Here is a 13,268-nt window from a genome sequence, read left to right as displayed (position 1 = left end):
CGTCAGGCCTTGATCAGTCCGGCGCCGTGCAGGGCGCCGGCCGCGACGGCGACCGCGTCGAACGGCAGCCCGGACCGCTCGGCGACGTCCAGCAGACTGTGCTCGCCGTCGGAGAGGCTGAGCACCCAGAGCATGGCCAGCTGGGCCTGCTTGGCATCGCTGCGCCCGCCGAGCGAGTCGTACAGCCCGCGCCGGCCCAACTGCGGTTCGCCGTACGGGCTGAGGTTGACGTACCGCCGGTTGCGGTCGAGCACGGCGAACGCCTCCCGGCAGACGGCGAGCGTGTCCGCCATCGCCTCCGGGGAGACGAAGTCCGGGTTGTCCGCCGAGGTGTGGTACTCGGGGTACCCGGCGTACGGGGTCCGGCAGAGCGAGCCCACGCCGAGGTCGAACCCGGGCGAGCAGTACTGCCGCTCGTCGTAGCCGTACGGCGTGAACGCGTTGACGCGGTGCGGGCGTTCGGAGGTGCGCAGGACGTACTGCAGCACCCGGTCGATCTCCGCGTCGCCCCGCCGGCTCTGCTTGTACGTCAGCTCGCCCCGGTCTCCGGCGCAGGCCAGCACCAGCCCGTGCCGGACCCGTTCGATCCGCTCCGCGTTGCGGGCCAGCCAGGTGATCGCCCCGATGGTGCCGGGCGCGAAGACGAACCGGTAGGTGTAGTACGGCGTGCGCTCCGCCAACTCCCGGGCCAGGAAGACCGCCACCGCGATGCCGGCCAGGTTGTCGTTGGCCAGCGAGGGGTGGCAGACGTGGCAGGAGACGATCACCTCGTCGGCGACCTGCCCGGGGACGACGTGCTCGGCGTAGGTCAGGTGGCCGTCGGCGAGCGTGGAGTCGATGCGGACCTCGTACTCGCCGTCCGGCATCGCGTCCAGGGTCTCCTGGGCCAGGCAGAACCCCCACTGCGGCTGGTAGTAGCTGGTGCGGTACGGCACCCAGGACGGCTGGTCGGGCAGCGTGTGCAGGTGTTCGCGCAGCTCGGCCAGCGGCATGACCGCCGACACCGGCACGCTGTAGCCGAGCACGTGCAGGCTGGAGGCCGCGAAGTCGACGACCCGGTTGCCCGCGCCGTCGGCGATGTACGCGTCCCGGATGTTCCACTCCTGCGGCACCGTCCAGTCGAGCACCTGGGTCCCGGTCGGCACCTCGTGCACCCGCAGCGGGAGGTACTCGCCGACGATGTCCAGGGTGGCGCGCACGCCGTCGCCGGTGATGCTCCGGCAGATCGGGTACAGCCGCTCCACCAGCGCGTGCATCGCCGGGCCGGCCGCGGTCACCGGCGCCACCGCAGGGTGTCGTCGACGGTGCCGGCCTCCGACGCCGCGCGCAGGACCGCCAGCCGGGTGAAGCGCTGCTCGAAGCCCTCCCGGGTGAGGCCGAACTCGCGGTAGGCGTCGGCGAGTTCGATCGCCCCCCGCTTCACCGTCCACTCGCAGTCGAAGCCGGGCAGCGCGGCCCGGAACCGGGAGAAGTCCACCCGGTAGGACCGCGGGTCGCTGCCGTTCTCCCCGGTGATCCGCACCTTCGCGCCGGACACCGCCTCGGCGACCTGCTCGGCGATCTCGGCGACGGTGACGTTGTTGGCCTCGCTGCCGATGTTGAACGCCCGGTCGTGCACCGCCTCCCGGGGCGCGGTCAGCGCGGCCGTGAACGCCCGGGCGATGTCGGCGGCGTGCACCAGCGGGCGCCAGGGCGTGCCGTCGGAGAGCACCAGCACCTCACCGGACAGCAGCGCGTGGCCCACGAGGTTGTTCAGCACGATGTCGGCCCGCAGCCGGGGCGAGTGGCCGAAGGCGGTGGCGTTGCGCATGTACACCGGGCTGAAGTCGCCGTCGGCCAGCTCGTGCAGGTCGTCCTCCACCCGCACCTTGGACTCCGCGTACGGCGTCACCGGGCGCAGCGGGGCGTCCTCGGCCACCAGGTCGTCGCCGCCGGCGGCGCCGTAGACGGAACAGGTCGAGGCGTACAGGAAGCGCCGCACCCCGGCCTCGCGGGCCAGCCGGGCCAGCCGCACGGAGGCGTGGTGGTTGATGTCGTAGGTGAGGTCCGGCGCCAGCGAGCCGAGCGGGTCGTTGGACAGCGCGGCCAGGTGGATCACCGCGTCCACCCCGGCCACGTGCTCGGCCGTGACGTCGCGCAGGTCCACCCGGTGCCCCGGCGGGTCGGCCGGCGCCGGGCCGAGCAGACAGTCCGCGAACAGGCCGGCGTCCAGCCCGACGACCTCGTGCCCGGCGGCCGCCAGGACCGGGGCCATCACGGTGCCCAGATAGCCCTGGTGTCCGGTCAGCAGTACGCGCAAGGTTCAACCCTCCAGATCGAGAACGAGTTTGGCGACGTCGAACGCCTCGGCGTAGCGCGCGTGGCATTCGATGCCGCGGATCCGGGCCAGCCCGAGGAAGGCCTCCCGGTCGTACCAGGGCCGGTGCCGCTGCGAGGGGTAGTGCTCCTGCAGCAGCCGCACCTTCTGCTCGGCGACCTCCGGGGACAGCGGCTGGTACGCCGTCGGCCGGCCGAGGTCGCCGTCCCACTTGACGATCTCGTAGCCGAGCACCAGGTGGTCGCGGAACGCCGTGGTCACCAGCCGGGCCAGGCCGCGGTGGTCCTGGTGGGCGTCCGCGGTGCGCGGGGCGAGGACCAGCTGCGGCTCGGTGCGCCCGCGCAGCTCCTCGACCGCGGCCTTGGCCTCCTCCCAGTGCGCGGGCAGCCGGCCGTCCGGCAGCTTCAGCACGGTCAGGTGCAGCTCGGCGCCCGGGCAGAAGGCGGCGAGCGCGGCCCGCTCCTCCTGCTCCCGCTCGCCCCCGCCGCCGGAGAGCACCAGCGCGTCGACCCGCAGACCCGGGCGCGCCAGGCACAGCGCCAGCAGGGTGCCGCCCGCGCCGATGGCGATGTCGTCGCAGTGCGCCCCGAGCGCGACGATGCGCTCCGGGCGCCCGGCCCCGAGCCGGATCACCCGGTCACCGCCCCGGCGCCGGCCGGACCCGTTCCCGCGCCGTCCCGCTCCCACACCGCCCACGGGCGGTCGCCCCGGGCGTAGGCGGCGTCCAGCGCGGCCCGTTCCTTCACGGTGTCGGTCGGCTTCCAGAAGCCGCGGTGCTGGTGCGCCACCAGCCGGCCGCGCTTGGCCAGCTGGGTGCAGCCGTCGGCCACCAGGTCCCCGTTCTCCGGGATGTGGTCGAAGACCTCCTGACGGAGCACGAAGTAGCCGCCGTTCTCCCACAGCGGCAGTTCGCTCACCGCGGTGATGCCCCCCACCAGGCCGTCCTCGCCCAGCTCCACGCAGTGGAACGAGGACTGCGGCGGCACCACCATCATCGACGCGCCGGCGTCGCGCCGGGCGAAGGCGTCGATCATCTCCGGCAGCGGGGCGTCGGTGAGCACGTCGGCGTAGTTGGCGAGGAACATCTCGTCGCCGTCCAGGTGGTGGCGCACCCGGCGCAGCCGCTCGCCGATCGGCGACTCGATGCCGGTCTGGGCGAAGGTGATCGTCCAGGAGGAGATGTCGGTGGACAGCAGCTCGGTGCGCCCGCCGCGCAGCACGAAGTCGTTGGACGTCGTCTCCTCGTAGTTGAGGAAGAAGTCCTTGATGTGGTGGGCCCCGTAGCCGAGGCACAGGATGAAGTCGGTGTGCCCGAAGTACGCGTAGTAGCGCATCACGTGCCAGATCAGCGGCCGCGGGCCGACCATCGCCATCGGCTTGGGGACGTCGTCGGAGGCTCCGCTGCGCATCCGCAGTCCGTAGCCGCCGCAGAACAGGACGACCTTCACGGCTTCACCTCCACGACGGTCAGTTCCGGGACGGGGAAGACCAGCCGGCCGCCCCAGGCGTGCACGTAGGACAGCTGCTCGGTCAGCTCCTCCCGCAGGTTCCACGGGAGGACGAGGACGTAGTCCGGGCGGTCGGTGGCGATCTGCTCGGGCGGCAGGATCGGGATGCGGGTGCCGGGGGTGAACCGGCCGTGCTTGTAGGGGTTGCGGTCGACCGTGTACGGCAGCAGGTCGGGCCGGATGCCGCAGTGGTTGAGCAGGGTGTTGCCCTTGCCCGGCGCGCCGTAGCCGACGACCGTCTCGCCGCGCTCGGCGGCCTCGACGAGGAAGCGCAGCAGGTCCCGGCGGACCTTGGCCACGCGGGCCGAGAACTCGGTGTACCCGGACAGCTCCCGCAGCCCGGCGGCCTTCTCCCGCTCCAGGACGTCGGTCACCCGCTCGGACGGCCCGCCCGCCGCCTCGGCCGGGCGGGCCCACAGCCGGATCGAACCGCCGTGCGTGGGCAGCAGCTCCACGTCCACCAGCGTGAGCCCGCCGCTCTCCAGCGCCCGGGCCGCGGACGCCACCGTGTAGTACTGGAAGTGCTCGTGGTAGATCGTGTCGTACTGGTTCTCCTCGATCAGCGTCAGCAGGTGCTGCACCTCGATGGAGACCCAGCCGTCGTCGGCCACCAGGGCGCGCAGCCCCCGGGTGAACCCGATCACGTCGGGGATGTGCGCGTACACGTTGTTGGCCACCACCAGGTCCGCCGGGCCGTGCTCGGCGCGCACGGCCGCGCCGGTGACCGGGTCCAGGAACTCGGTGAGCGTGGGCACGCCCGCCTCCCGCGCGGCGCCGCCGACGTTCACCGACGGCTCGATGCCGAGGCAGCGGATGCCCCGGTCCACCACGTGCCGCAGCAGGTAGCCGTCGTTGCTGGCGACCTCGACCACGAAGGAGTCGGGGCCCAGGCCCAGCCGCGACACGGCCCCGGCGACGAAGCCGCGGGCGTGCTCCACCCAGGACGTCGAGTAGGAGGAGAAGTAGGCGTACTGGGTGAACGTCTCCTCCGGCGTGATCAGCGGCGGGATCTGGGCGAGCCAGCAGTCGGTGCAGACCCGCAGGTGCAGCGGATAGGTCTGCTCCGGCCGGTCCAGCTGGTCCGCGGCGAGGAAGCTCTCGCACGGCGGGGTCGCCCCCAGGTCGACGACGCTCCCCAGCGCCGTCGATCCGCAGAGTCGGCAACGTGTCATCTACTGCCCCCATTTCCTGCCCGCGCGGGAGCCCCGGCGCGGGTCAGCGTTGGTGTTCCCCACCGGCGGCGCGCCGTCGGCGCCGCCGGACCGACCCGCGATCGCGGTGCGGTACCCCTCCACCAGGCGCTCCAGGCCCACGGCCGGGCTGAAGTCCTGGTCGTATCGGTGCCGGGCCGTGCGGCCCATCTCCCGGTTGGCGGCCGGGCCGGCCGTGATCCGGCGCAGGCAGGACGCGAGCGAGGCCGCGTCGCCCGGCCGGTGCAGCAGGCCGCTCACCCCGTCCTCGACGAGCTCGACGAAGGCGCCGTGCGCGGCGGCGACCGCCGGGACCCCGGCCGCCATTGCCTCCGCGACCACCAGGCCGAAGGTCTCCCGGGCCATCGAGGGGGCCACCACGGCGACCGAGCGCGCGAGCGCCTGCCGGCACTGCTCCGGGCTGTACAGACCGGCGTAGCGCACGTCCTCGCGGCCCGCCGTCCAGGCGGCCACCTCGGCCTCCAGCGGCCCCGCGCCCGCGAGCACCAGCGGCACGCCCACGCCGCCGTCCGCCGCGACCGCGTCCCACGCGGCCATCAGCAGCCGCACGCCCTTGGACTCGGTGAGCCGGCCGAGGAAGAGCAGGTGCTCGCCGGAACCCTCCCGGCGGACACCGGGCTCGGGCACGAAGTTGTGCTTCACCAGCAGCCGTCCGGCCGGCATGCCGGAGCGCACCAGGAGGTCGCGCTGCATCGAGGAGATGCAGAAGAACCGGTCCACGCCGGACCACCACCGCCGCCGGTTGACCGACAGGCTGACCGCGAGCGGCACCGTCGCCAGCCGCGAGTCGCGGTAGCAGCCGTGCCGGACGGCGGGCAGCGCCGCCACCGACCCGACGCACTCGGTGCACGGCCGGCCGTCGCGGTGCAGCGTGCCCGGCGGGCAGACCTGGGTGTAGTTGTGCAGCGTGGCGACGACGGGCACCCCGGCGTCGGCGCAGGCGGCGAGGACCGCCGGCGACAGCAGCGGGAAGACGTTGTGGACGTGCACCACGTCCGGGCGCTCGGCGCGCAGCCGGGCCGTGAGCTCCGTGCGCACGGCCGGGTTCCACGGCACGAGCAGCGGCACCGCGACCTTGCCGAGCAGGGACCGGGCGGCGATGTCGTCGCTGCGCCGCTCGAACAGGTCGACCCGGTGGCCGGCCGCCCGGAGCAGCGCCGACTCCTCGTCGACGACCCGGTTCTCCCCGCTCGGCTGCGCCGAGGAGTAGCGGTTGTGCACCACGAGGACGTGCATGGTCAGGTCACCTCCCGGTTCCGCTCCCGGCGGGCGGTGAGCCGCCACGGGAGCGCGGGCGTCGTCAGGGGCGTCGCCGCGGGCGCGCCCGCGGCGGGTGTGGCGAGCAGTGATGCGGCCAGGGCCAGGTGCAGCAGGTACGGCGAGGCGTCGCCGAGCCCGGCCTCGGTGTACGAGGAGAGGGCGACGTAGCTGATCAGGAAGATCGCGCAGGCCCTCGGCAGCGAGGGCGGGCGCAGCAGCGCGACCCCGAGCAGCGCCACCAGGACCGCCGCCACCAGGACGATGCCGGCCTGGCCCTGCTCGTTGTAGACGGCCAGCCAGCTGTTGTCGATCGGCAGCCCGCCGAAGGACTTGTCGCCCAGGCCCACGCCGAACACCCGCTCCGGGAGCGTCCGGGGCGCCGACAGCAGGGCGTCCCAGACCTTGGCCCGCCCGGTGAGGTTGGAGAAGTTCTCCTTGCTCTGCCCGCGCATGAACCACGACTGCAGCGCGGAGGAGAACGCCACCGCGGCCACCGTGGCGCTCACCACCGCCCAGGTGAAGAACCGGCGGGCGGCGGCGCTGGTCAGCAGGAGCGAGCCGATCGCCAGCGCCAGCCCGACGAGCAGGCCGACCGTGGCGGTCCGGGTGTGGGTCATCGCGAGCAGGACGAGCGTGGGCACGATGACCACGGCCGCGCTCGTCCCGGTGGTCTCGCGGCCCAGCAGGAGCAGCACGGTGAGGCCGATGATCACCGCGGAGTACTGTCCGATCTGCGGCGGGGTCAGCGGCCACAGCGCGCCGACCAGCCGCCCGCCGTAGTACTCGGGCATGGCGGTGCCCGGTGAGATGACCAGCCCGGCGGCCACCAGCACGAGCACCCCGAAGTACATCCGGATGTGGGTCCGCACGAACAGCAGTCCGCCGGTCCACCAGCGGCTGAGCAGCCACAGCGTGGCGATGAAGATCGTCAGCCGGGCGCAGCGGAACAGCGCCCCGGCCCCGACCTCCAGGCGCAGGCTGGAGATCAGGCTCGGCACCAGCAGCAGGCTGAGCAGGACCAGGAAGCTGCCGGCCCGCACGCGCAGCCGCAGGTTGAGCGCGAGCGCCAGCGCGAACGCGGAGACCAGCGCGCCCATGGTCGCCATCTGGATCAGCGAGCGGGGCAGCCGGACGATGGTCTTCGCCCCGGCGGAGCCGAGCGTGTTGAGGCCCAGCAGCGCCCAGACGATCCAGACGGCCTTCGGGGTGCCGCGCACCGCGTCCGTGCCCATCTCAACCACCGGCCCGTGGGGCGAAGGTGCTGCCGGCGTCCTGCCGGTAGGGATCGCCCTGCCACTGCGCGGGGTCGAGCGGGCGGTCCGGGTCGTCGGCCACGAAGGTCCACGGTCCCCGGTAGTCGTTGTCGTGCCAGCGGTTGTCCTGCCCGAGGGTGAGCGCCTCGGCCACCCGCTTGCCCTTGTACGGCGACCAGTCCGGATAGGTGCCGTAGTTGGAGAGCACCGCCATCCGGCCGCACTCCGTCGTGCACCCGACCACGGACGGGTCGAGGCTGAAGCGGTTGTCGTGGATGTCCACCCGCTGGGTCTTCCACCGGCAGTCGCCGTAGAGCGGGGCGGTGCCGATCGCCGGCGCCGCGCAGCTCGCGGTGTCCTTCACCAGGCGGGTGCAGTAGCCGGTCGAGGTGTTGGCCGGGCTGTTGCAGAACCGGTCGGCGTTCTCCCACAGGGTGATCCCGGACCAGTTGTCCTCCAGGACGTTGTGGTGGATCTCGATCCGGTCGGTGCGGGCCGGGATCCGCGGCTCCCCGCCGGACTCCGACAGGTAGACCGCCGCGTACGGGAAGTTGTCGCCGTCGGCGGTGTGCTCGCGGCCCTCGGCCCAGGTGTTGCGCCGGACGGTGTTGTCCCGGACGACCGCGTTGTAGCTGGTCTCGTACACCAGCGCGGCACCGTCGTTGGCCTCCAGCAGGTTGTTCTCGATCAGGAAGTCGTTGTTGTTGTTGTCCGCCCACAGCCCGGGTCCGCGGTTGTCGTGCACCCAGTTGCCGCGCACGTCGGCGCCGTCCACGGCCCAGAACTTGATGCCGCCGGTGCAGCCGCAGCCCGGCTCCCGGCGCTCCCAGTCGTCGGTGTTGTTGCCGGTGACCTCGTTGCCCTCCACCACCAGGCCCTTGATGGAGTCACCGGTCTTGTACGCGTTCATGCCGTACTGCCCGTTGCGGCGCAGGCAGCTGGCGCGCAGCTGCTGGTGGGCACCGGCCATCAGCCCGGCGCCGGAGTTGTCCTGGACGGTGGTGTTCTCGATCACCCAGCCGTCGGCCATGTCGTGGTTGACCACGCCCTCGTCGTGCGGCGCGACGAAGCCCTGCACGGTCAGGTGGCGGATGGTGACGCGGGGGGCGGTGCCGCTGAACGCGTAGTTGTTGGTCCGGCGGCCGTCGAGCACCGCGCCCGGCGCGCCGAGGTAGGTGTTCCCCTCCTTGGCCATCACCTGGGCGTAGCGGTCCGGTTGGAGCGTGTGGGTGCCCGGCAGCAGCCAGAACGTGGTGTTCGGGGGGCTGTTCCTGGTCTTCGCGGCCAGGTCGTCGACCACCGCGGGGTCGACCGTCACCGCGCCCGGCGGCGCCGTCGCCGGCCCCGGCGCCGGGTGGTCGCACACCCGGGCCGCGGCCGCCGGCCCGGACGCCGTGGCGGACGGCGCGCCGCTCGGCCCCACCGGGTGGGACGGCGTGCCGGTGCAGCCGGTGACCACCACCAGCAGGGCCAGCGCCAGCGCCGCCACCGCCGCCGGCGCCCCCCGGTTCCGCCTCCTGATCCGCACGCCCCGCCCCTTCCCTAGCCGCCGAACCCGAGGACGGTGGTGAACCCCTGCGCGTCGTCGGCGAAACCGGTGCCGACCAGCGTGGTGGCGGGCACCTTGCGTCCGAAGCCGGGGGAGTACCAGCCCAGCGGCGGTTCGCTCTCGCCGCGGTGCGCCCGCCAGGACAGCTGCCCGGGCAGGTCGAGCACGGCGGAGCGGTCCTCGCCGTCGCGGGTCCAGGTCAGCACCGCCCGGTTGTCCGTCAGCTCGGCGGTGACCGCCGGGCCGAGGTGGAACGCCAGGCGCACGGCCCGGCGCGGGCCGCGCACCTCGTCGGTGATCCGCAGCTCCCGGCTCCCGGCGGCCAGCTCCACCCGGCGGCGGTGCACGGTGTCCTGGTAGCCGTCGTGCTCGGCGCACCAGCGGGCCGTCGTCCCGCCGGAGGACTCCGCGGCGAGGACGCGGCTGCGGGCGTGCCGGGTCCACAGGAACGGGCCGCCGGAGACGGACTGGTCGGCGCCGTCCAGCTCCAGGGTGTTGTGGCCCAGCGTCGAGCGGAAGTACCGCCGCCACTCGGGCTGCCCGTGGTAGCAGAACGTCCCCGGGTCGGCGAGCACGTCGACGCCGTCGTGCCGGACCTCCACGGACAGCGCGTCCGCGTGGGCGTGCGCGGCGATGGACAGGAAGCCGTGCGGCCCGCCGTCGCAGCGGCACCAGATGTCCTCCCCGCCGCGCAGGACGGTCAGGCCCGCGTCGGGGAAGTGCGCCGGCCGGGCGGCCGGGCGGCGCACCGTGCCGTCCTTGCCGTACGGCCGGACGAGCGCGGCCAGCAGCGGGGTGCGCACATCGCCGCCGCTCACCGCCGGCCACCAGGGGAGCCGGCCGAAGACGGCCTCCCCGGTGGCCAGCAGCGAGCCCCAGCGGTCGGTGCCCGCGCCGTCCAGCACCAGGCCGTGCCCGTCGTCGGCGTCGCCCTGGCGCGGCGGCCGCAGCCGGTTGTCCACGACGGCCGCGAGCGCGTCGGTCATCCGCAGCAGGACGAGCCGCACGGTCCGGGGGACCGGCACGGCGGCGGCGTCCGCCTCGGCGACCGCAGCCAGGCCGAGCTCCAGGACGAGCCCGTGGTACTCGGTGGCCAGTTCGCGGTTGAGGCCGGAGGGGAAGGTGTTGGCGCGCAGGTTCCGCTCCAGCGACCGCAGCGCGGCGGAGCGCCAGCGCGCCGAGGAGGGGAACCAGCCGAACGCGCAGGCCGCGGCGAACTGCCCGGCGTTCTCGGCGATCACGTGGTTGTTCGCCGAGGACCCGCGGCTGGGGAAGGCCGCCAGCCAGCGCTGGTGGTGCCAGATCTGCTCCAGCGCCACCGGGTTCTCCTCGAACAGCGCGGCCGTGCCCGGCCAGCCGTCGAGCAGCCGGCGCACCCACACCCAGGACAGCAGCCGGATGCCCAGCTCGATGCCGCTGATCCAGTGCACGCCGCGCAGCGGGGGGTTGGCCGCCCACCAGGACCGCAGGTGCCCGGCCACGCGCTCGGCGTACCGCTCCTCCCCGGTGAGCGCGTAGGCGGCGGCGAGCACGGTCAGGTACTGGTGCCGGGACGGCTCCCAGATCTGCTTGATGTCCCCGACCGCGTCCTCGTCGCGGTACGGCACGTCGAAGGCGTAGCCGGACGGCGCCCGGCGCCCGGTCCTCGGGTCGCGCGACCAGTCGGGGTCGGCCAGGTCGTCGCGCTCCACCCCGAAGTACTCGGCGTGCCCGTCCATCAGCCGGTCCGCCTCGGCGACCAGGCGCTTGACGGCGTCCGGCGGCACCGCGGCGAGCGCCCCGGCGGGCAGCACGGCGGTGAACCGGGCGCCGGCGACGGGCGGGCACGGCGGCGGCGCCGCGCGCCACCGCCTGCGGCGCACCGCGTCGCCCACCCGGCCGCCGACCTCCCGCGGCCCCATCCGGGACAGCCGCCGCAGGTACCAGCCCGCGCTCATGGTCATCGCGGCCTCGCCAGCGACACCGGCGCGCCGCCGGCCAGCGCGGCCTGCACGGCGAGGGTGGCCGCCGTGGTGGCGACCAGCGACTCCAGCGGCACCGGCATCGGCCCGCCGGTCCGAACGGCCTTGACGAACGCGGCCAGTTCGTTGGACTGGCCCTTGTCGCGGGCCTTGGGCAGCCGCGAGCTGACCCACCGCTTGCGGCCGTACACCGAGGCGCGGACGAAGTCGTCGAGCTTCAGCACCTTGCCGTCGGCGAGGAGGTCCAGCGTCTCCTTGGGGAAGCCGGGTGCGCCGGTGGTGACGTAGCCGAGGGTGGCGGTGGAGCCGTCCGGGTAGCCCAGCACGACCTGGAGGTCCTCGTTGCCCGCCGGGGCGACCGCGTACACCGAGACCGGGTCGGCCCCCAGCAGCCAGCTCGCGGTGTCGATGAAGTGCCCGCCCTCGCCCGCGAACCGCGAGCCCTCGGTGCCCTGCTGGAGGTACCAGCTGCCGTGCTGCAACCGGCCCGCGTTGACCAGGTAGCGCAGGCTCGCCGGGCCGGTCCGGGCGCCGAACCGGCTCCTGGCCTCCCGCAGCAGCGGCGCGAACCGGCGGTTGAAGCCGACCTGCAGCCGGTCGTTGCCGGACTCCTCCACCGCGGCGAGCACACCGGCCAGTTCGTCCTCGGTCAGGGCCAGCGGCTTCTCCACGAACACGGCCTTGCCGGCGAGCAGCGCCCGGCGGGTCAGCTCGGCGTGCGAGCTGTGCCGGGTCACCACGAACACCGCGTCGACGGCCGGGTCGCCGAGCACGGCGTCGAGGTCGGTGGTGGCCTGGGCGAAGCCGAACTTCCGCTGCGCGTTCGCCGCGGACAGCGCCGTCGTGGTGACGACCGTGGACAGCGTGACGCCCTCGCGCCGGGCCAGGTGCGGCAGCAGCATCGACGTCGCGTAGTTCCCCGCGCCGACGAACGCCAGCCGCACCGGCGCGCCGGCCGGGCGCACCGGCGCGGACGCCCGGTCGCCGCGCCGCACCTCGGGCACCGCGGGGACCGCCACGGCGGGCGCCTCCGGCGTTTCGGCCGGCGCGCCCCCGGCGTAGCGGAACAGCACCGCGACGGCCTTCAGGTCGCCGTCCTTCAGGCGCCGGTAGGTCTCCACGGCGTCGTCGAACTCGGCGATGTGGGAGACCAGGGGCTCCACGTCGACCCGGCCGCGGGCGAGGAGGTCGAGGAAGCACGCCAGGTTGCGGCGCTCGGTCCAGCGCACGTAGCCGATCGGGTAGTCGCGCCCCTCCAGCTCGTACTCCGGGTCGTAGCGCCCGGGGCCGTAGGAGCGGGAGAACCGGACGTCCAGCTCCTTCTCGTAGTACGCGTTCCACGGCAGGTCGAGCCGGCACTTGCCGATGTCGACGACCCGGCCGCGGTCCCGGGCCAGCCGGGCGGCCAGCTCGACGGGCTGGTTGCTGCCGCCGCCGGCCGCCAGGAACACGTGGTCCACGCCGTGACCGCCGGCGAGCTCGGCGACCGCGCCCTCGACCGCGGCCGAGCCGGGATCGCCGCAGGCCGCGGCGCCCAGGCGCTCGGCGAGCTCGCAGCGCGCCGGGTCCGGGTCGGCCCCGACGACCCGCACCCCCGCCGCGGTGAGCAGCTGCACCACCAGCTGGCCGATCAGCCCCAGTCCGATGACCAGCGCCACCTCGCCGAGCTGCGGCTCGCCCTGGCGCACGCCCTGGAGGGCGATCGACCCGACGGTGCCGAACGCCGCGTGCTGCGGCGCGAGGCCGTCCGGCACGGGGGTGTAGAGGTTCTTCGGCACCCAGTTCAGCTCGGCGTGCAGCGCGTGCTCGTTGCCGGCGCAGGCCACCAGGTCGCCGACCTTGACGTCGTCGATCCCGGCGCCGACCTGCTCGACCACCCCGCACAGCGAGTAGCCCAGCGGGGTGTAGGAGTCCAGCTTGCCCATCACCTTGCGGTACGTGGCGGGCAGTCCGTTGACGGCCACGCTCTGCATGACCTTGGCCACCTGGTCCGGACGCGAGCGGGCCTTGCCCACCATCGACATGCCGGCCTCGGACACCTTCATCAGCTCGGTCCCGGTGGAGATCAGCGAGTAGGCGCTGCGGACCAGCACACCGCCCGGCTTGCACCCCGGCACCGGCACGTCGAGCACCGCCAGCTCGCCGCTCTTGTAGTTCTGCACAACCTGTTTCACCGGAAGTCCCCTTGTTCCTCTGCCGTTTGGTGAGC

Annotated in this window: 10 protein-coding genes; all 10 read right to left on the bottom strand. The window is 73.9% G+C overall.

What is annotated here, in order from left to right; genetic code table 11:
- Positions 1 to 2: 2 nt before the first annotated feature.
- Genes ACFVVL_RS20200 through ACFVVL_RS20155 form a run of 10 tightly spaced genes read right to left on the bottom strand, consistent with a single transcriptional unit; the run spans position 3 to position 13,233 of the window.
- Positions 3 to 1,286: a DUF4910 domain-containing protein gene (locus ACFVVL_RS20200; RefSeq protein ID WP_380288993.1), complete on the bottom strand. Its 1,284-nt coding sequence runs from the start codon at positions 1,284 to 1,286 to the stop codon at positions 3 to 5.
- The gene (locus ACFVVL_RS20195) at positions 1,274 to 2,299 is read right to left on the bottom strand and encodes an NAD-dependent epimerase/dehydratase family protein (RefSeq protein ID WP_387677035.1); all 1,026 of its coding nucleotides are present in this window, start codon (positions 2,297 to 2,299) and stop codon (positions 1,274 to 1,276) included. The genes ACFVVL_RS20200 and ACFVVL_RS20195 overlap by 13 nt, the downstream gene beginning before the upstream one ends.
- 3 nt (positions 2,300 to 2,302) lie before the next feature.
- A complete protein-coding gene (locus tag ACFVVL_RS20190) occupies positions 2,303 to 2,950 on the bottom strand; it encodes a PIG-L deacetylase family protein (RefSeq protein WP_380288997.1) in 648 nt (215 codons plus the stop codon).
- A complete protein-coding gene (locus ACFVVL_RS20185; RefSeq protein WP_380288999.1) occupies positions 2,947 to 3,765 on the bottom strand; it encodes a glucose-1-phosphate cytidylyltransferase in 819 nt (272 codons plus the stop codon). Before ACFVVL_RS20185 ends, ACFVVL_RS20190 begins: the two co-directional genes overlap by 4 nt.
- Entirely contained in the window at positions 3,762 to 4,997 is a 1,236-nt protein-coding gene (locus ACFVVL_RS20180) for a class I SAM-dependent methyltransferase (RefSeq protein WP_387677031.1), read from the bottom strand. The genes ACFVVL_RS20185 and ACFVVL_RS20180 overlap by 4 nt, the downstream gene beginning before the upstream one ends.
- A complete protein-coding gene (locus ACFVVL_RS20175; RefSeq protein ID WP_387677028.1) occupies positions 4,998 to 6,272 on the bottom strand; it encodes a glycosyltransferase family 4 protein in 1,275 nt (424 codons plus the stop codon).
- 2 nt (positions 6,273 to 6,274) lie between these two features.
- Entirely contained in the window at positions 6,275 to 7,528 is a 1,254-nt protein-coding gene (locus tag ACFVVL_RS20170) for an O-antigen ligase domain-containing protein (protein WP_380289004.1), read from the bottom strand.
- A gap of 1 nt (position 7,529) precedes the next feature.
- Positions 7,530 to 9,077, bottom strand: a complete 1,548-nt coding sequence (locus ACFVVL_RS20165) for a right-handed parallel beta-helix repeat-containing protein (protein ID WP_387677025.1) — start codon at positions 9,075 to 9,077, stop codon at positions 7,530 to 7,532.
- Positions 9,078 to 9,091: 14 nt separating this feature from the next.
- The gene (locus tag ACFVVL_RS20160) at positions 9,092 to 11,041 is read right to left on the bottom strand and encodes an alginate lyase family protein (RefSeq protein WP_387677022.1); all 1,950 of its coding nucleotides are present in this window, start codon (positions 11,039 to 11,041) and stop codon (positions 9,092 to 9,094) included.
- Complete coding sequence (locus ACFVVL_RS20155; protein ID WP_387677019.1) at positions 11,038 to 13,233, bottom strand: bi-domain-containing oxidoreductase; 2,196 nt, start codon at positions 13,231 to 13,233, stop codon at positions 11,038 to 11,040. Before ACFVVL_RS20155 ends, ACFVVL_RS20160 begins: the two co-directional genes overlap by 4 nt.
- Positions 13,234 to 13,268 lie beyond the last annotated feature (35 nt).

This window comes from Kitasatospora sp. NPDC058115, from assembly GCF_042884635.1.
Classification (GTDB): domain Bacteria; phylum Actinomycetota; class Actinomycetes; order Streptomycetales; family Streptomycetaceae; genus Kitasatospora.
Note: the sequence above shows the minus strand (reverse complement) of the source record. Positions and strands in the feature narration are given on the sequence as shown.

Coding starts and splice junctions, on each gene's coding strand:
- ACFVVL_RS20180 (WP_387677031.1), bottom strand. CDS start 4,997: ATGACACGTTGCCGACTCTGCGGATCGACGGCGCTGGGGAGCGTCGTC.
- ACFVVL_RS20175 (WP_387677028.1), bottom strand. CDS start 6,272: ATGCACGTCCTCGTGGTGCACAACCGCTACTCCTCGGCGCAGCCGAGC.
- ACFVVL_RS20170 (WP_380289004.1), bottom strand. CDS start 7,528: ATGGGCACGGACGCGGTGCGCGGCACCCCGAAGGCCGTCTGGATCGTC.
- ACFVVL_RS20160 (WP_387677022.1), bottom strand. CDS start 11,041: ATGACCATGAGCGCGGGCTGGTACCTGCGGCGGCTGTCCCGGATGGGG.